Genomic DNA, 24,778 nt, shown 5'->3' on the forward strand with positions numbered 1-24,778 from the left:
GGACGGAACGATGTCAGCGCAAGGAAGCGATACGAGCTACGGCGAGCTGATGAAGCGCGCACTCCTGAAGTTGCAGGAGACGCAGTCGAAGCTCGATGCCCATGAGCAGGAAAAGCACGGGGCCATTGCCATTGTCGGCATCGGCTGCCGTTTCCCGGGGGGCGTTACCAGCCCTGGCGAATACTGGCGCCTGCTCTCCGAGGGCGTGGACACCGTCACCGAGATTCCATCCGACCGGTGGAACGCGGACAGCTTCTTCCACCCCGACCCGGACCATCCCGGTGGCATCTACACGCGCCACGGGAGCTTCCTGAGGGACATCGACCAGTTCGAACCGCGCTTCTTCGGCATCTCCCCGCGTGAGGCGGCGCGGATGGACCCGCAGCACCGGCTGCTGCTGGAGGTCGCCTGGGAGGCCATGGAGCGTGCCGGCCGGAATCCGACGAGCCTGAGCGGGACGCGGACTGGCGTGTTCGTCGGGCTGATGGGGCAGGACTACACGCAGATTGCCACCCAGTCCCCGGAGCTCATCGACGCCCACACCGGCGCGGGGAATGGCGCGAGCGTCGCCGCGGGACGCCTGTCGTATTCCTTCGGACTCGAAGGGCCCAGCCTCACGGTCGATACCGCGTGCTCCTCGTCACTGGTCGCGGTGCACCTGGCCATCCGCAGCCTGCGTCAGCGCGAGTGCGACTTCGCGCTGGCGGGCGGGGTGAATCTGGTCCTCTCTCCCGTCGCGACGCTGATTGAGTCGCGCACGCACATGCTGTCGGCCGATGGCCGATGCAAGACCTTCGACGCCTCGGCGAACGGCATCGGGCGAGGGGAGGGCTGTGGGCTCGTCTTCCTGCGGCGCCTGTCGGACGCGATCGCAGATGGGGACCCCATCGTCGCGGTGCTTCGCGGCTCGGCGGTGAACCAGGATGGGCGGACCAGCGGGCTCACGGTGCCCAACGGGCTTGCCCAGCAGCGCGTCATCCGGGATGCCTTGCGGGACGGACAGGTGGAGCCCGCGAAGGTGGGCTACGTCGAGGCCCACGGGACGGGGACGTCGCTGGGTGACCCCATCGAGCTGGAGGCCCTCGCGTCCGTCTACTGCGCCAGGACGGGACGGCAGCAGCCGCTGATGGCCGGATCGGTGAAGACGAACATGGGGCACCTCGAAGGTGCGTCCGGTATCGCGGGGTTGATCAAATCCGCGCTGTGCCTGGCGAACGAGGAGGTCCCGCCGCATCTCCACCTGCGCACGCCCACGCCGCATGTGGACTGGAAGCAGTTGGCCATCGAAGTGCCGACCGCGCGCCGTCCGTGGCAGGGGACGGAGTCGCGCTTCGCGGCGGTGAGCTCGTTCGGCTTCTCGGGGACGAATGCGCACGTTGTCCTGGAGTCCGCGCCCCGGCCGAAGTCTCCGGTCCGGGATGTGGAACGCCCGCGTCACGTCCTGGCGCTCTCCGCACGCTCGAACGCCAGTCTTCGCAGACTGGCCGGCTCCATCGCGGAGGAGCTGTCGCTGGGCCCCGCGGAAGGGCTCGCGGATATCTGCCACACGGCGAACACCGGCCGGAGCGCCATGGAAGAGCGCGCGGCCTTCACGGCTTCGACCTCCGAGGAACTGACCGAGGCGCTGCGCGCGTTCAGCCGTGGAGCGCCCACCGTCCCCGAGACCTGCGTGGAAGGCCGCCGCGACGCCGAGGCACCGCGCGTCGCGTTCATCTTCACGGGCCAGGGTTCCCAGTACGCGGGCATGGGCCGGGAGCTGTTCGACACGCAGCCCGAGTTCCGCCGGGAACTCCTGCGCTTCGAGGGCATCCTGAAGCCGCACCTGGAACGGCCGCTCACCGAGGTGCTCTTCCAGGACACGGAAGGGGCGCTGGACGAGACGCGATACACCCAGCCGGCGCTGGTGGCGCTGGAGCTGGCGTTGGCGCACCTGCTGCGAGCGTGGGGAGTGCGCGCTGACGCGGTCCTGGGCCACAGCGTGGGCGAGTACGCGGCGGCCATGTTCGCGGGCGTCCTGGAGCCCGAGGTCGGCTTGCCCCTGGTGGCTGAGCGCGCTCGGCTGATGCAGGCGCTGCCCGAGCGCGGCGCGATGCTGGCCGTGTTCGCCGAGCCAGCGCGCGTGCTGCCGCTCATCGCCGGGCATCCCCGGGTGACGCTGGCGGCCATCAACGGGCCGCGGAACACCGTCATCTCGGGAGACAGCACGGCCATCGAAACCGTGGTCCAGGCGCTCGTGGAGGCGGGCATCGAGAGCCGGCGGCTGAAGGTGTCACACGCGTTCCACTCTCCGCTGATGCAGCCCATGCTGGCGGAGTTCGAGCGGGCCGCGAGCCGCGCCTCCTTCCAGAAGCCGCGCCTTCCCCTCATCTCGAACCTCGACGGACGCGAAGCAGGCGAGGCCATCACCCAGCCGGCCTACTGGTCCCGGCATGTCCTCCAGCCCGTGCGCTTCGAGGATGGCATCCGGACGCTCCTCCAGCGCGGGGTGCGTGTGTTCCTGGAGGTGGGCCCCAAGCCCTCGCTGTCCAACCTCGCGCGGGACGTGGTGGCGGGTGAAGAGGCGCTGTGGCTGGAGACGCTTCACCCGCGCCGCTCCGACTGGGCCGGCCTGCTCCGGGCGATATCCGAGCTGTATGTGCGCGGCGCCAGGCTGGACTGGGAGCGCTTCGATGCGGGCTATGGGCGGACCCGCAAGGCCCTGCCGACCTATCCCTTCGAGCGGCAGCGGTACTGGCTGGACGTGCCCGCGCCGTGGACGCGCACGTCGCGCCGTGCGTCGACCCACCCGTTGCTGGGGACGCGTCTGGAATCCGCCGCTCTGAAGGAGGGGACGACCGTCTTCTCCAGTGAGCTGTCGGCGGGAACCGTGCCTTTCGTGGCGGACCATCGGGTGTACGGCAAGGCGGTGGTTCCCGCGGCGGCCTACGTGGAGATGCTGGCCTCGGCGGCGGCGCAGGTGCTCGGCACGGAGTCGCTGCGGCTGGAGGACATCTCCCTGCTTCAGCCGCTGGTGCTCCCCGAACAGCAGACGCGGGTCGTCCAGACGTTGCTGGAGGACCAGGGCGAGGCGGGCCTTGCGTGCAAGGTGGTGAGCCGGGGGGACGAGCGCTCGGAGGAGGGCGGCGGCGCGCGCTCGGCCTGGGTCACCCATGTGACGTGCCGGGTGTCGACACTGAGCGCCGTGGCCCCCTCGGTGGATCGGGCGGCGTGGGGCCGTGACTGCTCGACGCCTGTCGCCATCGATGAACTCTCCGCCGTCTTCACGCACCACGGGCTCGACTATGGGCCGTCCCTGCGAGTGCTGACGTCGCTGCATCGGGGGACAGGGGCCGCGCTGTCGTTGGGCCAGGTGGAAGACCGGAGTGGGCACTACCGCGTCCACCCGGCGCTCTTCGACGGCTGCTTGCGCACGGCGGCGGCGGTGTCGCAGCTCTCGGAGGAAGACGCGCTGCACCTCCCCGTGGCCTTGCAGACGCTGGACCTGTACCGGCCGCTGCCGGAGCGGGTCTGGACGTATGCGGCGCAGCCTCCCCGGGAGGGACAGGAGGGCTTCTCCGCGACGGACCTGACCCTGTGTGACGACGATGGCGCCGTGGTGGCCGTCGTGTCGGGGTTCTCGGTGCGCAAGGCCGAACGCGACGTGTTGCTGCGTGGGCTCGACAACGACTTCCAGGACTGGCTGTACCGCCTCAACTGGGTGTCGCGTGCCGTCACGGAGGAAGCCCACTCCGCGAATCAACATTGGGCCGTCTTCGCCGGCGAGGGCGATTTTTCCTCGGAGCTGGTGCAGGCGCTTTCGCAGCGTGGCGAGCGCTGCACGTTGGTCCGCAAGGGGGAGTCGTTCAGCAGCACGCCCGAGGGCTTCCGCATCAATCCCGCCAACCCGGAAGACCCTGCGCGGCTCGTCACTGCGTGGGCGAATCAGCCTCCCACGGGGCTGGTGTACCTCTGGGGCCTCGATGAGGGAGGCCAGGCGGGTGACACGGGCGCCAGGCTCGACGCGGCTCAGGAGTTGGGGTGCCTGGGCGCACTGCGGTTGACGCAGGCCCTGGCGCATGGGCAGGGCGCGTCGCCCCGGCTGGTGCTGGTGACGCGGGGCACGCAAAGCCTGCCCTCCGATACGCACGGCGCCCGCGTCGCGCAGGCGCCGCTGTGGGGCTTCGGACAGGCCGTGGCGACGGAGTTGCCCGAACTGCGGTGCCTCCGCATCGACCTGCCCGCGGAGCCCCGGTCCGAAGACCTGGGCACCTTCGTGCGGGCGCTCGCGTTGCCGGATGGGGAGTCTGGCGCTGCCATTCGTGGCGGCGGTCTCTACACCCCCCGGCTCGAGCGGGCCCGTTCACGGTCGGTCACGGCGAAGAAGGTGTCCATCGTCGCGGAGGCCACCTATCTCGTCGCGGGAGGCCTGGGGGGACTCGGTCTGCGTGCCGCCAACTGGTTGGCGGCACAGGGCGCACGGCATCTGGTCCTGATGGGGCGCAGTGCTCCGGCTCCTGAAGCCCGCGCCCAGCTCGATGCGCTCGAGGCCCAGGGCGTGAAGGTGCGGGTCGCACGGGTGGACATCGCGTCTCACGACGCCATGGCGGACCTCTTCGCGAGCCTGCGTGAAGCCCCGCCCGTGCGCGGCATCATCCATTCGGCGGGCGTCCTCCGCGACGGAACGCTCGCCAACCAGACGTCCGAGCAGTTCCGGGAGGTGCTGGCCCCCAAGCTTCAGGGCGCGTGGAACCTCCATGCGCTCAGCCAGGGCATGGCGCTGGACTTCTTCGTCTGCTTCTCGTCCGCCGCCTCGCTCATCGGGTCTCCGGGCCAGTCGAACTACGTCGCCGCGAACGCCTTCCTCGATGCGCTGGTCCATCTGCGCCACGCGGAGGGGCTGCCCGCGCTGACGCTCAACTGGGGCTCGTGGGCGGAGACGGGCATGGCGGCGCGACTGGAGCGGGCAGCCTCCGCGCGGCCGGGGGCGCAGGGCTTCGGCGCCATTCCCGTCCAGCAGGGCTTCAGCGTCCTGGAGCGGCTCATCGGGAGCGCGCAAGTCCAGTGGGGCGTCTTCCCCGTGGACTGGACGCGGCTGGCGGAGCAGTTGCCAGGGCTCGCGCGGCAGGCGCTCGTCCAGGGCTTGCTGGGGAGCGTGCCACATCGGGTGCAAGCGCCGGCCTTCCGCGCGCAGTTGGACGCGGCGCCGCCGAATCGCAAGGCGGAGCTGCTGCGTCAGCACGTCGCGGGGCAGGTGTCCGCGACGTTGGGCATGTCGGAGTCGGAGCGGCTGTCCGGAAACGAGCGCCTGTTCGAACTGGGCGTCGATTCGCTGCTGGCCATCGAAATCAAGAACCGGCTCGCGAGCAGTCTCGGGCGAAGCCTGCGTTCGACGCTGATTTTCGACTTCCCCACCGTGAACGGACTCGTCGCGCATCTGGCCGAGGAGCTGGAGCTGGGGACAGAGGTTCAGAAGAAGCAGGAAGCATCGCGGGAGGCGCAGGGCGCGCTCTCCGCGGAGATTCAAGGGCTGTCGGAGCAGGAGCTGACGTCCCTCATCGACCAGGAGCTGGAGAGCGCGCTCACCAGATGAGACCCTGATGGCGAAACTATCTACACGCATTTCCGAATTGCCTGTCGTCAAGCTCGCGTACCTCGCGAGCCAGCTGCGCTCGAAGAAGGAGCTGCTGGCGGCCGAGCCCATCGCCGTGGTGGGCATGTCCTGTCGCTTCCCCGGCGGAGGTGACCTGCCAGAGACGTTCTGGGAGCTGCTCGCCGAGGGCCGCGACGCGACACGGGACGTACCTGCCTCACGCTGGGACGTCGACGCGTTCTACGACCCCACGCCCGGTGTCCCGGGAAAGATGTACACGCGCCGAGGCGCCTTCATCGACGGCGTCGACCTGTTCGACCCTGGCTTCTTCGGCATCACGCCGCGTGACGCCAAGGGCATGGACCCACAGCAGCGCTTGTTGTTGGAGGAGTGCTGGCGAGCCCTGGAGCGCGCCGGCATCCCGCCCGCCGGCCTCACCGGGAGCCGCACCGGCATCTTCCTGGGGCTGATGCACAACGACTACAACCTGCTGGGCATCGCCGAGAACATGGAGTTCCACTCGGCGTCGCTCAACTACCCGTCCGTCGCCGCGGGACGCATCTCCCACACGCTGGGCCTTCAGGGGCCCGCGGTCTCCGTGGACACGGCGTGCTCGTCGTCCGCGGTGGCCATCCACCTGGCCTGTCAGAGCCTCCGCAACGACGAGAGCGACCTCGCGCTCGCCGCGGGCGCGAACCTGAACCTCTCTCCCGTCACGGTGATGGTGGAGTGCCAGAACCGCATGCTGGCGGCGGATGGCCGCTGCAAGACGTTCGACGCCTCCGCGGACGGCTTCGGGCGCGGCGAGGGTTGCGGCGTCGTCGTGCTCAAGCGCCTGTCGGACGCGCTGGCCCAGGGCGATGCCATCCTCGGCGTCATCCGGGGCTCGGCGGTCACACATGACGGCCGCAGCAGCGGGATGATGGTGCCGAACGGACGCTCGCAGGAGCGCGTCATCCGGGCGGCCCTGGATAGCTGCGGCGTGGAGCCGGACCAGGTGGGCTACATCGAGGCCCACGGGACGGGGACGCTGCTCGGCGACCCCATCGAGATGGAGGCGCTGCGGTCCGTCTTCGGGCGCAAGGGCGCTCGCGGTGAGCCGCTGTACGTCGGCTCGGTGAAGACGAACATCGGGCACCTGGAGGCTGCCGCCGGTATCGCGGGGCTCATCAAGGTCCTGCTCGCGTTGCAGAACGAGGCCATCCCCGCCCACCTGAACTTCGAGCGGCCCAATCCGAACATCCGCTGGGACGACCTGCCCGTCACCATTCCCACGGCCACGCGGCCCTGGCTGCGCGGTGACAAGCGCCGCATCGCGGGCGTCAGCAGCTTCGGCTTCAGCGGCACCAACGTGCACATGGTCGTGGAAGAAGCCCCCGTGCTGGCGCGGCCCCGCGTGGACGCGGAGCGCCCGGCCCATGTGCTGACGCTGTCGGCGAAGAGTGAAGCCGCGCTCGAAGCGTTGATGGAAGCGCAGGAACGCGCGTTGCCGGACGACCCGGTGACGCTGGGAGACTGGTGCTACACGGCGAACACGGGCCGCTCCCAGTTCGAGCACCGCGCCGCTGTTTCGGGCGCCACGGCCGCGGAGCTGCGCGCGAACCTGACACGGCTGCGCGAAGAGAAGCTGCGCCCGGCGCGCGAACCCCTGCGCGGAACGGAGAGCCCCCGGCCTGTCTTCCTCTTCACGGGGCAGGGCGCGCTTCGCCCTGGAGTGGGACGGGAACTCTTCGAGACGCAGCCGGTGTTCCGGGCAGCGGTGGAGCGGTGCTCGAAGGCGCTGGAGGGCCTGCTCGATTGCAGCCTCGAGGCGCTCCTCTTCGGTGAGTCTTCCGCGACGCTCCTGGAGGACACGCGCCATGCGCAGCCCGCGCTGGTGGCGCTGGAGTATGCGCTGGCGGAGCTGTGGGGGGCCTGGGGCGTCACGCCAGCGGCCCTCATCGGGCACAGCCTGGGAGAGTATGCCGCGGCCGCTGTCGCGGGGGTGTTCAGCATCGAGGAGGCGCTGCGTCTGGTCGTGACGCGCGCGCGGCTCATCGGCGAGCTGCTGGGCCCAGGCGCGATGCTGGCGGTCTCTGCTTCACTCGACACGGTGAACCGGGCCATCGCGCCGCACGCCGGCTCGGCCTCCCTGGCGGCGGTCAACGGCCCTGATGACGTGGTCATCTCCGGGACGCCCGACGCCATCACCGAGGTGGAGCAGGCGCTGTCGAGCCAGGGCATCCAGACGAAGCGTCTGCGGATGTCCTACGCCTTCCACTCCACGCAGATGGAGCCCGTGCTGAAGCCGTTCGCGGAGGCCTTCCAAGGGCTCACGCTGTCGGCACCGCGCATCCCGCTGGTGTCCACACTGGAGGGCCGGCGTGTCGGCGACGAAGTCTCCCGGCCCGATTACTGGTGCCGCCAGATTCGAGAGCCCGTCGCCTTCGCCAAGGCGCTGGAGGCGTCGCGGGAGGACGGGCACCGGACCTATCTGGAGCTGGGGCCCGCGCCCATCCTGGCTGGCATTGGCCGCAGGACGTTCCAGTCGGAAGACCTGTGCTGGCTCCCCAGCCTGCGTCCGTCCACCGGAGAGACAGCGCAGCTGCTCTCCAGCGTGGCGGAGCTGTACATGCGTGGCTTCGACGTGGATTGGGCTGCGTTCGATGCACCTTTCGAGCGGCGCCCGCGCTGCTTGCCGACGCATCCCTTCCAACGTGAGCGCTACTGGATGGACTTGCAAAGCCCCGAGAATCGCCGGGGCCATGCGGCGCGTGACGATGCCGCGCGAGGCGAGGCGCACGCCCTGCCGGGGACACCGCTGTCGCTCGCGGGTGCGAAGGAAACGCGCTTCGCGGTCCGGCTGAGCAGGAACGAGCCCGCCTTCATCGTGGAGCATCGTGTGCTGGGCAACCCCGTGCTGCCAGCCGCCTGCTACGTCGAGATGGCGCTCGGCGCCGCGCACCACGCGACGTCCGGCGGGAAGCCTCTGGAGCTCACGGCCATCGAGCTGGAGCGAGCGTTGGTCTTCGCCGAGGGACAGTCACAGGACGTCCAGACGGTGCTGACGCCCGAGGAGCAGGGCTCCCGCTTCGAAATCTTCGGACAGGCGACAGGGACGGCGGACCGGAGTTGGGCCCGGCTGGCGCAGGGCCGCATCACCGAGGGCCGCACGCACCCGGAGAACGTGGCCCTGGAGTCGGAGCTGTTGCAGGCGTTCCCCCGGCAGGGCTCCGTCAGCGCGCACTACGACATGATGGCGCGCGGCGGGTTGGAGTACGGCCCTTCGTTCCGAGGCATCGATGCGCTGCGGTTCGGCGGGGAGGGATGCCTCGCCCACGTGCGGCTGCCCGATGCGCTCGTCATCGGTTTGGGGGACTACTGGCTGCATCCGTTGCTGCTCGACGCATGCTTCCAGACGGCGGCGGCGGCGTTCACGGACGGCGGCGCGCAGGTGGGAGGAGAAGGGCAGGGGCGCATTCCGGTCGCCATCGAGCGGCTGCGTTGGTTCAAGCGGCCTGGGAGCAGCATCTGGGTGCACGCCCGAACCGGGGCGCGCACGTCGCTCTCTGAGGGACTGGCGAGCGCCGACCTCCGCATCCTGGATGAGGACGGCGCCGTCGTCGCCGAGGTGGAAGGTCTGCTGCTGAAGCAGGTCGACCGCCGCGCGTTCCAGGCGGCCTTCTCGGGGGCGATGCAGGAGCTCCTCTTCGAGCTGGCGTGGCGGGAGCAGCCCGTGCCCTCCGCGCGTGACCAGGTGGCTTCGCAGTCCGGGCCCTGGTTGTTGCTGGTGGACTCGGACCGCGTCGCGGACGAAGTCAGGGCGTTGGCGCGGCAACGCGCTTGGACCTGTGTGGTGGCCACGCCCGGTGCGTCCTACGAACGCGTCGACGCGACCTACTACCGGCTGCCCCCCCATGACGCGGCGGGCTTTGACCGGCTGCTCCAGGACGCCTCCGCTCCAGCGGCAGTGGCCTACCTGTGGGGGCTCGGCGACCGTTCTCCCGAGGCCCTCTCCGGCGCGGTGACGTCGAGCACCGTGGGCGCGCTTCACCTCGTGAAAGCGATGGCGCGTGCCAGCTGGGCGCAGCCGCCTGCCCTCTGGATGGTGACGGAGAGCGCGGTGGCCGCCACGCCCACGGATGCGGTGGAGGGCTTTGCTCAGGCCTCCCTCTGGGGCTTCGGCCGCGCGGTGGCCATCGAGCACACGGAGCTCATGTGCCGCATGGTGGACCTGGAGCCGGGCTCCGAAGCGCTGGAGCGGTTGTTCCACCTCATGGCGCAGCCGCCGCAGGAGAACGTCATGGCCCTGCGCGGCGGCCGGATCCTGGGCGCGCGCCTCGTGCGTCCTGGCAAGCCACCTGAACGCGCGGCCTCCGTGCGTATCCACCCGGATGGCGTCTACCTCGTCACGGGAGGCCTCGGGGCGCTGGGGCTCGCGACGGCGGAGTGGCTGGTGGGGGCCGGGGCGCGGCACCTGCTGCTGGTGGGACGGAGTGCGCCCACGGACGCGGCGGACGCTCGACTCGAGGCGCTGACCGGCCGGGGCGTCGGCGTCACCGTCGCGCGCGCGGATGTCTCACGACAGGAGGACGTGCAGCGGCTGGTGGCGGGCGTGTCCGAGCGGGGCCAGTCCCTGCGAGGCATCATCCACACGGCGGGCGTGCTGGAGGACGGCGTCATCCTGCACCAGGATGCGGAGCGCTTCTCGCGCGTGTTCGCGCCCAAGGTGCAGGGCGCGTTGAACCTGCACCGCGCCACGGCCGGGATGCCGCTGGACCTCTTCGTCATGTACTCGTCCGCGGCCTCGCTGGTGGGCGTGGCGGGACAGTCCAACTACGTGGCGGCGAACAGCGTCCTGGACGCACTGGCGCACCATCGGAACCGCCTGGGCCTGCCAGCCCTCAGCATCAACTGGGGACGGTGGGCGGGCGCGGGCATGGCCGCGAAGAGCGCGGACAGGCCGGAAGCGTCGGACGCCGCCAGCCTCACACCCGAAGTGGCGCTCCAGGTCTTCGAACAACTGCTGGAGCAGGGGGCCGTGCAGGTGGGCGTCGTGCCCTTCAGCGTCTCCTCGCTGGAGGCGGGGCCTTCACCCGGCCATGGTCCCTTGTTCTCCGAGCTGATGCTCCGTGAGCAGGCCCGGTCCGCGGCGGCTTCGCGGATGCATGAGCTGATGGAAGAGCTGAAGCGGGCGGACGGAGAGCGCCGGCGCGCGCTGCTGACACGGTACGTGCAGAGCCGACTGGGGCCCTTGCTGGGTTTCGCTCCGGACCACGAGGTCCTCCAGAAGAAGATCTCCCTGAACGAGATGGGGCTCGATTCGCTGCGCGCGGTCGAGCTGAAGAACCGCATTGGCCGCGAGCTGGGAGTGGACCTGCTCATGGCGCGTTTCATCGACGGCACCACGCTCGACGGGATTGTGGATGCGCTGAGCACCCAGCTCGAGCTCAAGGATCTGCTCGCGCGTGCTCCCGCGGCGGAGGCCGCAGCCGACATCGAGGAGTTGACGGTATGAACCTGGGGGAACTGCTCGCCGAGCTGAATCGGCGGGGCCTGGAAGTCCGGGTGGAAGGCGACGCGCTGAGGCTGCGCGGACCGAAAGGCGCCGCCACCCCGGAGCTTCGGCAGTCACTGGCGGAACACAAACCCGAGCTGCTCGAGCTCCTGCGTGCCCATGACCGGGGGCAGGAGGAGGCGCCCATCGTCCCGGTTCAACGCACCGGGCCCGCGCCGCTCTCCTATGGGCAGACGCGGCTGTGGTTCCTCGACCGTTTGGAGCCCGGGAGCACCGCCTACAACCTGATGCTGGCGTTGCAGGTCGAAGGGCACCTCGATGTGGCCATCGTGAAGCGCTGCTTCACCGAGGTCATCCGCCGCCACGAGGTGCTGCGCACGCGGTATGCCGAGCACGCGGGCGTCCCGGTCCAGATTGTCGACCCGGAGCCCCGGTTCGACTTCCGCGTGCTCGACGAGCGCGAGGTGCTGGCCTCCGAGCCCGCGGGCGTGGAGGCCTTCCTCCAGCGTGAGGGCAAGCGGCCCTTCGACTTGTCCACGGGCCCCGTGATGCGCGTGCTCATCATCGAGCGGGGGCCCCAGGGACAGTACCTCCAGCTCTGCCTGCACCACATCGCGGCGGACGTGTGGGCGCAGGCCATCCTCGTCCGCGAAATCGTGACGTTGTATGGTGCCTTCGCCAGCGGCCAACCTTCGCCGTTGCCGCCCCTGACGCTCCAGTACTCCGACTTTGCTGTCTGGCAGCGGGAGTACCTCCAGGGCGAGGTCCGCCAGAAGCTGGTGGACTACTGGCGCAGGAAGCTGGAGGGGGCGCCTCCGCTGCTCGAGCTTCCCACGGACCATCCGCGCCCCAAGGTGCAGTCGAACCGCGGCGGCGAGGTCCGCTTCGAAGTGGGCCCCCAGCTCACCGCCGCCCTGAAGGCGCAGAGCCACACGGCCCGCACCACGCCCTTCGTGGGGATGCTGAGCGCGTTCTTCGTGCTCCTGCACCGCCTCACGGGGCGTGAGGACCTGGTCCTGGGTGCGAACTCCATCAACCGGACGCGCACGGAGCTGGAGCCGTTGGTGGGCTTCTTCGTGGACAACCTGGTGATGCGGGTGGACCTCGGCGGCGGCCCGGGGTTCGCCACGGTGCTGGAGCGCGTGCGTGAGACGGTGCTCGATGCCTTCGCTCACCAGGACCTGCCCTTCGACCTGCTCGTGGAGGAGCTGAGGCCCGCGCGCAGCCTGGGCTTCAACCCGTTGTTCCAGGTCGTGTTCGCCTGGGTCCGCGCTTCCGGCGAGGCCCAGGACGAGACGGGCCTCCGCATGCGGCCAATCGAGTTCGAGGCGGAATCATCGCGCTTCGACCTCAACCTCTTCGTGGATGACCACGGCGACCGGTTGTCGGCGCGGATGGTGTTCAACCGCGACCTCTTCGAGCAGGACACCATCCAGCACTACGTGGACTGCTTCCAGGTGCTGCTCGAAGGGCTCGTGGCCGAGCCCCAGCGGCCGGTGGGCGAGCTGCCCGTGCTCCCCGCGGATGTCCGCGAGCGCGTGCTCCGGCAGTGGAACGACACGGGGACGCAGGAGACGGAAGGCGCGTGCCTCCATGCGCTCATCGAAGCCCAGGCGCTGCGCACGCCGGATGCGGTGGCCGTCGTCGTGGACGACTGGGAGCTGACCTACGGCGAGCTCGACCAGCTCAGCGACCGGGTCGCAGCGTCACTCCAGGATTTGGACGTGGGACCGGAGGTGGTGGTCGGCGTCTACCTGGACCGTTCGGCGGAGCTCATCGTGAGCCTGCTGGCGGTGATGAAGGCAGGGGGCGCGTTCCTCGCGCTCGACGCAGACGAGCCCGTGGACCGGCTCCGCCACATCGTCGCGGATGCCCGGCCCCGGGTGGTGATTTCTTCCACGAAGCTGTCCGAGCGCCTCTGGGGCATGGGGGGCTTCGTCACGCTCAACGTGGACGAAGGCTTTCGGGGCGTGCCCGCTGCGCCGGGCCAGCAGCTCCGCCGTGACGTCCTCCCCGACCAACTGGCCTACATCCTCTACACGTCAGGCTCGACGGGCCGGCCCAAGGGCACGGAAATCACGCACCGGAGCATCGTCAACTACCTGCGCTGGAGCGTGGACGCCTACCGCCTTCGCGAAGGGACGGGGAGCCCGGTGATTGGCTCCGTCAGCTTCGACGGCACGCTGACGAGCCTCTTCGCGCCGCTCCTGGCGGGCCGCGCGCTGTTCCTCGTGCCTCGCGGTCACGAAATCGACCAGTTGACGTCCCGGGACTACCCCGAGCAGGGCTTCAGCTTCATCAAGATGACGCCGTCGCACCTGCGGGCCTTCAACGGCCTGGGGCGCACGCGCGAGGTGCTCGGCCGCACCCATGCAGTGGTGCTGGGCGGGGAAGGGCTGCACGGTGTGGACCTGGCCCCGTGGCGGGAGCAGGGCCTCCCCACGCGCGTCATCAACGAGTACGGCCCCACCGAGGCCGCGGTGGCGTGCTGCTTCGAGACACTGCTGCCGGATGGAACACCCCCTCCGGAGCGGGTGCCCATTGGCCGGCCCATCCCGCACATGCGGTTGTACATCCTGGACCGGTACCTCCAGCCCGTGCCCGTGGGCGTCCCCGGCGAGCTGTACATCGGCGGCGTCGGACTGGCCCGAGGCTACCTGCGCCGGCCGGACCTGACGGCGGAGCGCTTCGTCCCCAACCCCTTCGACGGGGGCCCCGAGGGTTCGCGGCTCTACCGCACGGGGGACCACGCCCGGTACCTCTCCGACGGCCGCATCGAATACCTGGGCCGCCAGGACGACCAGCTCAAGATTCGCGGTCACCGCGTCGAGGCGGGAGAGGTGGAGGCCGCGCTGGGCCGCCATCCCGACGTCGTCCAGGCCGCGGTGCTCCTGCAGCGCCTCCCCAGCGGGGCGCCGCGCCTGGTGGCCTACGTGCAGCCCCAGTCGATGGAGAACGGAGACCTGCGGGCGGAGCTGCGCAAGTCCCTGCGTGAGGTGTTGCCCGAGTACATGATGCCGGAGGCCATCGCGGTCCTCCCGGAGCTGCCGCTGACGCCCAGCGGGAAGATTGACCGCAAGGCGCTCCCGCCCGTGGAGTCCGAGGCCCCCGTCGCCAGCGCGCTGGCCCGCACGGAAGCGCGGACCGAGACGGAGCGGCAACTCCAGGCGCTGTTCGGTGAACTCCTGGGACTGAGCTCCGTGGCGCCCACCGACAGCTTCTTTGAGCTGGGAGGCCACTCGCTCCTCGCCGTCACGCTCATCTCGCGCATCTCCGCGAAGCTGGACATCGAGGTGCCCCTCAACGAGGTGTTCGACCGGCCCTCCGTGGAGGCCCTGGCGCACTGGATTGACGAACACTCCAGCAAGGTCACCGCGCTCATTCGCCAGCTGCCCGCCTGTGTGGTGGCGCTGAAGCCCCTGGGACACAAGCCGCCGCTGTTCCTCACCCCGCCGTCCGCTGGCAGCCCGGCCGTCTACGTCGCCCTGGCCCGCCACCTGGACGCGGAGCAGCCCGTGTTCGGCTTCCAGATGCCTGGCGTCATGGACGACCAGCTGCCACCGGAGACCATCGAGGACACCGCCGCGCTGTATGTGGCGGCCCTGCGGCAGGTGCAGCCGCGCGGGCCGTACCGGATCGCCGGCTGGTCCTACGGTGGGCTCGTCGTCTGTGAGATGGCGCGGCAGCTCGAAGCGCTCGGGGAACAGGTGGCGCTGCTCGGCCTGATTGACGGCGCGGCGCTGGACCGGCTGTCCGCGCACGACGGTACCCCGCAGGAGATTCCCGCGGGCTCCCAGCTCATCAAGGTGCTGGGGGAGGCCCAGATGCCGCGGGACTACGCCAGCCTGAGATTGATAGGCGAATGGATGGGAATCAGCCTGCCCGAGGCATGGGCAGACCTGCTTCGTCGGGATACAGATGGGCAGTATTCATACCTATGGCGTTTCTTGCGAGACAGCGCGCTGACGGCCCGGAATTTCCTGGCAACACGCCGCTCGGAGCAACTCTATACGTTCTCTTCGTATAAAGGCTCCGCCACACTTTTCAGGACGGGTCCGGTGACGATTGGAGGCGATCCGCTCGTCGACAGTGTGCGCAGATTCGCGCTCGCGGGGACGGAAGTGATACCGGTTCCAGGCAATCACATGACGCTCATCATGGATGAGCGGAATGTCGCCGTGCTTGCAATTGAAATACAGAAATGTCTGGATAGGGTTTTGTCGCTCCCGCCAATCGCAGAAGTGTCTCGGGCGGAAATGCCAGCAAAGGGGCTGGCTGCGCAGCTCCCCATGGAGGTCATGTAATGCCGCACCGAGTCCTTGCAATGGATGGTACGTCTATTTCCGGCGGTGAGGGGTATGTCACCGCGGGCTTGCTCAAGTCGTTGAAGGAGACGCTGACCAGCCGCGGAGGCGGGCAGAGCCTGCTGAACGACGTGGAGCTGTTCTCCGGCACGTCCGCGGGGTCCTTCAACGCCGCGTTCTTCGCCACCTACGAGAACCCCGATGACGCCTTCCCCAAGATCCTCGACTTCTGGGGTGAGGTCGTCCAGATGAACCGCAAGGCGGTGTCGCTGGGGCGGACCGCCATGGCGCTGACGGGCAACGCCGCGCTGCTCGACTCCAGCTACATGCGCGACTTCTTCTGCAGCTACTTTGGCGCCACGTTGCGCCTGGGAGACCTGAAGCGGAAGGTGGCGCTGCCGTCCTTCCAGCTCGACGGTCACCGCAAGTCGCTGCGGACCTGGAAGGCCAAGATCTTCCACAACACCGGTCCGGACAACGACTCCGACCACAACGAGCTGGTGGTGGACGTGCTGATGCGCAGCGGTTCGCCCCCGCTCTCCTATCCCGTCTACCAGGGCATCCGGGAGCAGGGCAGCGGCTACGTCGACGGCGGCATCTTCGCCAACAACCCGTCGCTGGTGGCGCTGGCGCAGATCATCAACAACATCACCCGCAAGAGCCGCTCGGAGAAGGTGGAGACGCTGGAGACGGAGCCGCCCGACCTGACGAACATCCTGATGATGTCGGTGGGCAACGGCTGCATGTCTTCCTACCTCACGCCGCACTTCTGCAAGGGCGTGGCCAACTGGGGCTTCTCCAAGTGGCTGCTGGACTTCCACGACCCCATGGTGCTCGTGAAGATGATGCTGGAGGCCGGCTCGGACGCGGCGGACTACCAGTGCCGCATGATTCTGCGGAAGAAGTACTTCCGCCTGAATCCCGTGGTGGACCAGACGCTCTCCGCGGCGAACCTCAAGCAGGTGGAGTCCACCGTCCAGAGCCTGCTGAGCACCCAGTCCACCGTCTCGCAGCTCAACCGTGCGCAGACGTGGCTCGGGAAGTCGGGCTGGCTGTCTGACGCGGCCAAGGCGGCCTAGCGCGAGAGGTGGATTGAGATGGCCAGGATCATTCTTGTCTCCGGTACCGGCGGTTCCGGGAAGACCACGGTGGCGGCCGCGACGGGGCTCGCGGCTTCCCGCCGGGGGCTTCGGACCCTCGTGCTTTCGTTCGACCTGTCTCGCGGCCTCAGCGCCGCCATGGGCGTCGAGAGTCCGCTCTTCGCTGGCCCCCGGGGCGTTCCCGTGGGCGTCAACGACCACCTGTCCTTCCACGAGGTGGACGTTGGAGAAGAGCTCCGCCGGGGATGGAACGGAGGCCAGGGCGGACTGGCCGCGCTCGTGGATGGCGGGCCGGAGCGCGTGAACGCGGAGGAGGTGGCGATGACGGCCGAGGCGGCCCACGTCGTCATGCTCCTCCGGCTGGGCGAGTACCTCCGCGAGCAGCAGCACGACCTCGTCATCGTGGATTGCCCGTCCACCCGCACGGCCCTGCAGTTGCTCAACACCGTGCCAGCGATGAGCTGGTACGCACGCCAGCAGCAGACCCCCACGCAGCCGGGGCGCAGGGCACGCCTGCTGGCGGCGAGCCTCCACGGCGCGGACGCGAGCCTGGAGGTTCGCGACCGGCTGAACGCCGTGGACGCGCTGCTGCACGACCCGGAGGTGACGACCCTCCGGCTGGTGACCACCGCGGACACGGTGTCCGGACAGGAGGCGCAGCGGGCGTACACGTACTTCAGCCTGCTCGGCCTCGCGGTGGACTGCGTCGTCATCAACCGACTCGCACCGGAAGCCGCCGACGCCGGCTCCGGCCAGGTGCGGACGCAGCAGCCACACGTCGAGAAGCTCCAGCGCGCCTTTTCGTCGCTGCTCGTGTTGAAGGTCCCGCACCAGGCCACCGAGGTGGTGGGGGACAAGCCGCTGGAGGTCTTCGCGGAGCAGCTCTACCAGGGAGAGGACCCCGTCCGTCTCACGGCCCCGCAGCCTGCCCTGGGCATCCGCAAGGACGCAGTGGATGCGTACTCGCTGGAGGTGCGGCTCCCCTTCGTGGCGAAGAGCGATGTCGAGCTCTCCCGCCGCGGCGCGGAGTTCGTCATCCAGGTCGGGGCCGTCCGGCGCAACGTCGTGTTGCCTCGGATGATTGCACTCCTCCCGACGTCGGGCGCCCGCATGGAGGGTGACCGGCTCATCGTGAGTTTCCAAAAAGAAAGAGGTGTTTGATGTCCACGCAAGATGATCGTTATCCGCAGGGTTCCTTTGGCGCTTCGCCGGAGTACGGCGCTCGGTTCGCCGAGCTCACCAACGCCCTGATTCCGGGCGGGCGAGGACTGGTGCAGCAGCTCTTCCGCGCGAAGCAGGAGGCGCTCAAGGGCGTCGCGCACATCCTCGATGCGCAGATTCACGAGCTGCAGCACATCGACGCGGCCATCGAGGACCGGGCGAAGCAGGCGCACACGGCTCCGGCGGCGGGCCAGCCGCCCCGGTCCGGCGTGTCGTTTGGTGACGTGCTCCAGAAGGCGGGGGACCTGATCCTCGCGAAGCGGCCGAAGGGGACGACGGGTTCCGAGGCTGGCGCCCGGCCCAGTGACCGCCGTGCGCCTCCGGAGAGCGCTACCTCTCCGGATTCCAGCAGCTCGGCCGCTGCGTCCAGCCCTGCACCGGAACCGCTGGAAAAGATCTCCATCAGCTAGTCGAAGCGAAAGGGGTGGGCAGTGTCGGATGAGTCCATTCGAGTGAGGATGTCCAACGAGGAGAATGCTCTCTCGATGGAGTCGATGACGCCCTTGCAACGGGCGGCATTGGCCATCAAGACCCTCCGGGCGCGCGTGGATGGATTGGAGCGCGCGCGCTCGGAGCCCATCGCCGTCATCGGCATGGGGTGCAGGTTCCCCGGCGGCGCGAACGACCCGCGCGCCTATTGGGAGCTGCTGCGCGGCGGCGTCGATGCCGTGAGCACCGTTCCGCCGGACCGCTGGGACGTGGACGCGTACTACGCGGCGGACCCGGATGCGGGCTGGAAGATGGTGGTCCGTGAGGGTGGGTTCCTCAACCAACCCATCGCCGGCTTCGACAGTGAGTTCTTCGGCCTGTCGCCGCGCGAGGCGAACTACGTCGACCCGCAGCAGCGCTTGATGCTGGAGGTGTCCTGGGAAGCCCTGGAGGACGCCGGAATCGCCCCGGGCTCCCTGGTGGGCAGCGACACGGGCGTCTATGTCGGCTTCCTGAGCAGTGACTACGGGCGCGTTCCCTTCAACGCGGTGCAGACACGGGACCTGCCGTACATGGGGACCGGGAACGAGCTGAGCTTCTCCGCGGGACGTGTGTCCTACGTGCTGGGCCTCCAGGGGCCGTCCATGGTGGTCGCGACCGCGTGCTCCTCGGCGCTCGTCTCCGCCCATCTGGCCTGCCAGGCGCTGCGGCAGGGGGAGTGTTCGCTGGCGCTCGCGGGCGGGGTGAACGTGATTCTCCGGCCGGACAACAACATCGTCCTGTCGAAGATGCGGGCGCTGGCGCCGGATGGGCGCTCGAAGACATTCGATGCGTCCGCCAATGGCTACGGGCGCGGCGAAGGCTGCGGGGTCCTGGTGCTCAAGCGGCTCTCGGATGCGCAGCGGGACAAGGACCGCATCCTCGCCGTCATTCGTGGCTCCGCGGTGAACCATGACGGGCTCAGCGGCGGCCTGACGGTCCCCAACGGGCCCGCGCAGGAGAAGCTGCTGCGCAAGGCGCTGGAGTCGGCGAGCCTGGCCCCTGCGGACGTGAACTACATCGAGGCCCATGGCACGGGGACGCCGCTGGGCGACCCGATTGAGCTGCGGGCGCTGGACGCGGTGCTCCGGCATGGGCGCGGCGCGGACGCACCGTTGCTCGTCGGCTCCGCGAAGACGAACCTCGGGCACCTGGAGTCCGCCGCTGGTGCCGCGGGGATGATCAAGGTCGTGCTGTCGCTGGGACAGGACGAGATTCCTCCGCACCTGCACTTCCGTACGCCCAACCCGGCCGTGGACTGGCAGCAATTGCAGATCGCCATCCCCACGGAGGTGACGCCGTGGCCCAAGGCCGACAAGCCCCGCGTGGCCGGTGTCAGCGGCTTCGGGCTCAGCGGCGTCAACGCGCATGTCCTCATCGAGGAAGCTCCGCCCGCGCCTGCCCGGACGCCGGACGCGACGCCGCGGCCGGTGCACGTCCTGACGCTGTCCGCGCGCAGCCCCCAGGCGCTGAACGAACTGGCGCAGCGTCATGCGCAGGCGCTCGGCGGCCCGGGGCTCGCGTCCCAGTCGCTGGAGGACATCTGCTTCACCGCGAACACGGGGCGGGATGCCTTCCGGCACCGGCTCGCGGTGCTGGGAAGCTCGCAGGAGGCCATGCAGGCGCAGTTGACGTCCTTCCTGTCCGGGCAGACGTCATCGTCGGTGCTGCGCGGGAAGGCGGACGGGGAGCCCCGGCTGGCCTTCCTGTTCACCGGGCAGGGCGCGCAGTGGCTGGGCATGGGAGAGGAGCTCTTCCGCACCGAGCCCACCTTCCGCGAGACGCTCCTGCGTTGCGACGCGGTGCTGAAGCCGTTGATGGGCCAGTCGCTCATTGACCTGCTGCACCCCGCCGAGCGGGACGCGCAGGCGCGAGCCCGGCTGGACGAGACGGGCTTCACCCAGCCCGCGTTGTTCGCGCTCGAGTACGCCCTGGCGCAGGTGTGGATGCAGTGGGGCCTCCGCCCGGACTTCGTGATGGGGCACTCTGTGGGTGAGTTCGTGGCGGCCTGCGTGGCCGGCGTCTTCACCCTGGAAGAAGGATTGGAGCTCATCGCCACGCGCGCTCGGCTGATGCAGTCCCTGCCCGCGGGCGGGACGATGGCCGCCGTGTCCGCGGATGCCACGGAGGTGGAGGCGCTGCTCTCCCGGTATGACGGGCAGGTGTCCATCGCGGCCCTCAACGGCCCCCGCAACGTGGTGATTTCGGGGCGCGAGGCCGCCGTCAGTGAATGCGTGGCCGAGCTGACGCGGAAGGGCAAGCGCGGCACGATGCTGCGCGTCTCGCACGCGTTCCACTCCGCGTTGATGGACCCCATCCTCGACGCGTTCTCCAAGGCCGTGGCGAAGGTGAAGCTCCAGCCTCCATCCATCCCGCTGATTTCGAACCTGAGCGGGCATGAGGCGGGGAAGGAAATCCTGACGCCTCGGTACTGGGTGCAGCATCTTCGTGAGCCGGTGATGTTCGCCCGGGGCATGCAGACGCTGGAGCAGGCCGGCGTGAAGGCCTTCCTGGAGGTCGGCCCGAAGCCCACGCTGGTGACCATGGGCCAGTCCTGCATCACGCAGGAGGACACGCTCTGGGTGGGCAGCTTGAGGCCGGAGCGCTCGGACTGGCAGCAGATGCTGGAGGGGCTCGCGGCCCTTCACGTCGCGGGCGTGCCGGTGGACTGGCGCGGCGTGGACCAGGGGCGCGAGCGCCACAAGGTCGCGCTGCCCGTCTATCCCTTCCAGCGGCGCAATCACTGGATGGACCTCAACGGCTCCACCTGGGACATCCCGGGCGTGAGCACCGCGCCGGAGGCAGGGGCCACGCGAGGACATCCCCTCTTGGGCCATCCGCACGCGTCGCCTTCACAGGTGCGGCAGTTCGAGTCCTCCGTGGGCGCCGCGAAGCCTGCCTTCCTGAAGGACCATGGCGTCTACGGACAGATTCTGATGCCGGGAGCGGCCTACGTGGAGATGGGGCTCGCCGCGGGAGCTTCGCTCTTCGGTGCGGCGGGCGGGATGGTGGACGAAATCACCTTCTCGCAGGCCCTCTTCCTTCCGGAGGAAGGGGCGCGCCGGGTGCACCTGCTCTACTCGCCGGAAGGCGAGCGCGCCGGGCGCTTCGAAATCCACAGCCAGGAGGAGCGCACGGGAGAGGGGGAGCCCGCGTGGATCCTCCATGCCCACGGAAAGCTCTCCGCGACGACGGCCGCGCCAGCCGAGCGCGTCGACGTGGAGCGTCTGCGGGCCTCGCTGACTCGCGAGGTGCAGGTGGAGGGCTACTACGCGAAGCTGGGGCAGGCGGGGCTCGCGTATGGTCCCAGCTTCCGAGGCATCCAGTCGCTCTGGCGGGGTGAGAACGCGGTGCTGGGGCGCCTGGCCCTCTCAGGCAGCGCTGCGGCGGACGCGGGGCAGTACCAGCTTCAGCCCGCGCTCCTGGATGCGTGCTTCCAGATGGTGGGCGCCGTGCTCGACGAGGAAGGGGATGCCGCCTACCTCCCCGTGGGGGTCGGCAAGGTGCAGGTGCAGCGCGGCGGGCTGGGTGAGGTGTGGGCCCATGCGACCCTGGCGCGGAGCGATGACCCGAAGGGCCCGGGCTACGTGTGCGACATCCAGCTGCTCACGGCGGATGGGGAGCGCGTGGCCACGGTGGAGAAGCTGCTGCTTCGGCGCATCACCCGGGAGGGACTCCTGGGCGCGAAGAGCAAGCGCTACCAGAACTGGCTGTACGAGCTGGAGTGGCAGGCCCGGCCGTTGGAAGCCCCAGCGGCAGGGGCGGAGGCGGCGCAAGCCGGGACACAGTGCCTCATCCTCGCCGACGCGGCGGGGCTGGGCGCGCGCCTGGCCGAGCGACTGACGAAGCAAGGCTGGCACGTGGTGACGGTCCCTGCTGGAGCGCGAGCCACGGTCGATGACCGCGATTCGGCGCTCGCGCTCCTGGGCCAGTTGCGCCCGGAGGCGCTGCAAGGGCCCCTGCATGTTATCGACCTGTGGAGCCTGGACGGTGGTGGGGACGACATCCCCGCGCAGGCCCTTGGACATGGCACGCGGGTGCTCGTGCTCGCGCAGGCGCTCGTCGAGGCCAAGGGAAAGAGCACCTCGCTCTGGTTGGTGACTCGCGGTGCCCAGGCGACCTCGGAGAAGGAGCGCATCACCCACCTGGGGAGCTCGGTCCTCTGGGGCCTGGGCAAGTCCATCACCCGCGAGCATCCGGACCTCCATTGCCGGCGTATGGACCTGGATGCCAACGCGTCCGAGCACGAAGTCGCCCAGCTTCATGCGGAGTTGCTCGGTGGCAGCGGCGAGGACGAACTCGCGCTGAGAGGAACGACGCGCCGCGTGCCCCGGCTGGTGCGCAGCCGGAAGCTCCGTGGGGCGAGCGGCGAGGCCGCACTGAAGCCGGACGCGAGCTACCTCGTCACGGGTGGCCTTGGCGGACTGGGGCTCATCGTGGCGGAGCGACTGGTGGAACGCGGAGCGCGCCACCTGGTCCTGATGGGGCGGCGTGAGCCGGGGCCCGAGGCGCGCACTCGACTGGATGCGCTGGAGCAGCGCGGCGTCACCATCCACTGCGTGAAGGGTGACGTGGCCGTGGCCGCTGACGTGGAGCGCGTCCTCGCCGGGCTCTCGGGACGCGTGCCGCCCCTGCGTGGCGTCATCCACTCCGCGGGCGTCATCGATGACGGCCTCTTCGTGCAGATGACGCCGGAGCGGCTGGCCAAGGCCTTCGCGCCCAAGGTCTCCGGTGGGTGGAACCTCCACCGTGCGTTGCAAGGCACGGCGTTGGACTTCTTCGTCGTGTTCTCCTCGGCGGCGTCGCTCATCGGATCGGCGGGACAGGCCAACTATGTGGCCGCGAATGCCTTCCTGGATGCGCTGGCCCGCTCCCGCCAGGCCGACGGGCTGCCCGCCCTGAGCCTCAACTGGGGCGCCTGGGCCGAGGTGGGCGCGGCGGCGGAGGAGCAGATCCGCCGCCGCATGGAGCAGCTGGGCTTCGGCGTGATTCCTCCGGAAGAGGGCCTCCAGGTGTTCGAGCAGTCCCTGGGGCTGAGCGGTCAGCTCGGTGTTCTTCCCGTGGATTGGGCGGTGCTCGGGCGGCGTGGACGTTCGCCGCTGTTCGAGGCATTCATCGAGAAGGCCAGCCCCGCGGCGAGCGAGGGGATTCGTCAGCGGCTGGAGCGGCTCGAGCCCAAGGAGCGGCGCGGTGCCTTGCGTGCGCACGTGGGCGAGCTGGTCAACGGCGTACTGGGGCGTCCCACCACGGAGCCACTGGACCCGAACCAGGGCTTCTTCGAGTTCGGCATGGACTCGCTGATGTCCGTGGAGCTGCGCAACGTCCTGCAGCGGAGCCTGGGCACCTCGCTGCCCGCGACGGTGGCCTTCGACAACCCCACCGTCAACGGGCTGGTGGACTACCTGGCGGCCGAGGTCCTGGGCCTGAAGGAAGAGGCCCCCGCGCCCGTGGAGGAGGCTCCCGAGGACGCGGAGCTGGAGTCGCTCCTGGCGGACGTGGACAGCCTGGACGATGACACCGTCCAGGCCATGCTGCGTAGAGGCCGCTGAGCGGCTACGGCTGCCGGGGCCTCGCGTCGTAGACGAGGTCGGCGATGGCGGAGATCGTCTGGAGGTTTTCGACCTTCAGCGACTCCGAGGGGATGGTGATGCCGTACTTCTTCTGGACGAAGCCCATCATCCGGGCGGTCTCCAGCGAGTTCAGCACGCCGAGCTCCAGGAGGGGCGTGGAGGAGTCGAGGTCCTCCGCGTCCCCGTCCAGGAGTTCATCCGCGACATAGCGGGTCAGGACATCGAGCAGGTCGTCTCTGTTCATGGTGCTGGGGTTGCTCCGACTGCGAGTTCGGCATGGACGGCCTGAACCACCTGGGCCGTCAGCTCGTTGAGAAAGAAGTGGCCACCGGGAAACATCTTCATCGAGAAGGACTGCTGTGTTTGCAGTCGCCACGAGTCGAGCGCGGCTTCCGAGACGCGAGGGTCGCGAGTGCCACCGAAGGCACACAGCCGCACCGGAAGCGGAGGCTCGTCCTGGTAGGTATAGCGCTCTGAAATCTTCAGGTCGGCGCGCAGGATGGGGAGGATGAGGTCCAGGATCTCCGGCTGCGCCAGGACCTGCTGCGGAATGCCGTCGTAGCGAGCGGACAGCTCGCGGATGAAGTCGTCTCGCCGCAGGCCGCTCAGTGGGGGAAGTCCACTGCGCCGGGAGGGCGCCTCGGAGCCGGAGACGAGCAGGGTGCCCGGCAGCGGAAGGCCCCGGCGGCGGAGCTCGCGCGTCAGCTCGAAGGCGATGAGCGCGCCCAGGCTGTGGCCGAAGAAGGCAAACGGGCCATCGAAGAGGGGCGACAGCTCCCGCACGAGCGCGTCCAGCAGTTGTGGGAGTTCCTCCACGGACGGCTCATGCAGGCGATTCTCCCGGCCGGGAGGCTGCACCGCGCACACCTCGATGTCCGCCTCGGGGAGCAGGTCCGCCCAACGGAAGTAGGGGAGGCTGCCTGCTCCCGCGTAGGGGAAGCAGAACAGCCGGAGACGAGGCGACGCTTGGGGTTTGCGGCGGACGAGCCAGGGGGACTCGGCCGCCGCGATGCTGGATTCAGGATTCATTGACGATGGATGAGGTGAAG

9 protein-coding genes are annotated in these 24,778 nt (G+C 69.5%); 7 read left to right on the forward strand and 2 right to left on the reverse strand.

Features of this window, described 5'->3' with window-relative positions:
* Nucleotides 1-10 precede the first annotated feature (10 nt).
* Genes FMP39_RS10880 through FMP39_RS10910 form a run of 7 tightly spaced genes read left to right on the forward strand, consistent with a single transcriptional unit; the run spans nucleotide 11 to nucleotide 23,708 of the window.
* A complete protein-coding gene (locus tag FMP39_RS10880; RefSeq protein WP_141589848.1) occupies nucleotides 11-5,569 on the forward strand; it encodes a type I polyketide synthase in 5,559 nt (1,852 codons plus the stop codon).
* 7 nt (nucleotides 5,570-5,576) lie between these two features.
* On the forward strand, nucleotides 5,577-11,066 hold the full coding sequence (locus tag FMP39_RS10885; RefSeq protein WP_141589849.1) for a type I polyketide synthase: 5,490 nt from the start codon (nucleotides 5,577-5,579) through the stop codon (nucleotides 11,064-11,066).
* A complete protein-coding gene (locus FMP39_RS10890) occupies nucleotides 11,063-15,370 on the forward strand; it encodes a non-ribosomal peptide synthetase (RefSeq protein ID WP_141589850.1) in 4,308 nt (1,435 codons plus the stop codon). The genes FMP39_RS10885 and FMP39_RS10890 overlap by 4 nt, the downstream gene beginning before the upstream one ends.
* Nucleotides 15,370-16,449, forward strand: coding sequence for a patatin-like phospholipase family protein (locus FMP39_RS10895; protein ID WP_141589851.1), 1,080 nt, complete (start codon nucleotides 15,370-15,372; stop codon nucleotides 16,447-16,449). Before FMP39_RS10890 ends, FMP39_RS10895 begins: the two co-directional genes overlap by 1 nt.
* A gap of 18 nt (nucleotides 16,450-16,467) precedes the next feature.
* Nucleotides 16,468-17,631 (forward strand): ArsA family ATPase, encoded by a 1,164-nt coding sequence (locus FMP39_RS10900; protein WP_141589852.1) that lies wholly within the window; start codon nucleotides 16,468-16,470, stop codon nucleotides 17,629-17,631.
* On the forward strand, nucleotides 17,631-18,101 hold the full coding sequence (locus FMP39_RS10905) for a hypothetical protein (RefSeq protein WP_228557866.1): 471 nt from the start codon (nucleotides 17,631-17,633) through the stop codon (nucleotides 18,099-18,101). Before FMP39_RS10900 ends, FMP39_RS10905 begins: the two co-directional genes overlap by 1 nt.
* Nucleotides 18,102-18,149: 48 nt before the next feature.
* The gene (locus tag FMP39_RS10910; RefSeq protein ID WP_194858348.1) at nucleotides 18,150-23,708 is read left to right on the forward strand and encodes a type I polyketide synthase; all 5,559 of its coding nucleotides are present in this window, start codon (nucleotides 18,150-18,152) and stop codon (nucleotides 23,706-23,708) included.
* A 4-nt stretch (nucleotides 23,709-23,712) separates the two neighbouring features.
* Here FMP39_RS10910 and FMP39_RS10915 read toward each other — a convergent pair whose 3' ends face one another.
* Nucleotides 23,713-23,973, reverse strand: a complete 261-nt coding sequence (locus FMP39_RS10915; RefSeq protein ID WP_090490716.1) for an acyl carrier protein — start codon at nucleotides 23,971-23,973, stop codon at nucleotides 23,713-23,715.
* Nucleotides 23,970-24,758 (reverse strand): thioesterase II family protein, encoded by a 789-nt coding sequence (locus FMP39_RS10920; RefSeq protein WP_141589854.1) that lies wholly within the window; start codon nucleotides 24,756-24,758, stop codon nucleotides 23,970-23,972. The genes FMP39_RS10915 and FMP39_RS10920 overlap by 4 nt, the downstream gene beginning before the upstream one ends.
* Between the last annotated feature and the right edge of the window lie 20 nt (nucleotides 24,759-24,778).

It is taken from the genome of Myxococcus sp. AB056, assembly GCF_006547365.1.
GTDB lineage: Bacteria > Myxococcota > Myxococcia > Myxococcales > Myxococcaceae > Myxococcus > Myxococcus virescens.

What these genes read in the sequence shown, in the direction of transcription:
- FMP39_RS10890 (WP_141589850.1), top strand. Translation starts at nt 11,063, where the DNA reads ATGAACCTGGGGGAACTGCTCGCCGAGCTGAATCGGCGGGGCCTGGAA.
- FMP39_RS10895 (WP_141589851.1), top strand. Translation starts at nt 15,370, where the DNA reads ATGCCGCACCGAGTCCTTGCAATGGATGGTACGTCTATTTCCGGCGGT.
- FMP39_RS10880 (WP_141589848.1), top strand. Translation starts at nt 11, where the DNA reads ATGTCAGCGCAAGGAAGCGATACGAGCTACGGCGAGCTGATGAAGCGC.
- FMP39_RS10920 (WP_141589854.1), bottom strand. Translation starts at nt 24,758, where the DNA reads ATGAATCCTGAATCCAGCATCGCGGCGGCCGAGTCCCCCTGGCTCGTC.
- FMP39_RS10885 (WP_141589849.1), top strand. Translation starts at nt 5,577, where the DNA reads ATGGCGAAACTATCTACACGCATTTCCGAATTGCCTGTCGTCAAGCTC.
- FMP39_RS10915 (WP_090490716.1), bottom strand. Translation starts at nt 23,973, where the DNA reads ATGAACAGAGACGACCTGCTCGATGTCCTGACCCGCTATGTCGCGGAT.
- FMP39_RS10905 (WP_228557866.1), top strand. Translation starts at nt 17,631, where the DNA reads ATGTCCACGCAAGATGATCGTTATCCGCAGGGTTCCTTTGGCGCTTCG.
- FMP39_RS10900 (WP_141589852.1), top strand. Translation starts at nt 16,468, where the DNA reads ATGGCCAGGATCATTCTTGTCTCCGGTACCGGCGGTTCCGGGAAGACC.
- FMP39_RS10910 (WP_194858348.1), top strand. Translation starts at nt 18,150, where the DNA reads ATGTCCAACGAGGAGAATGCTCTCTCGATGGAGTCGATGACGCCCTTG.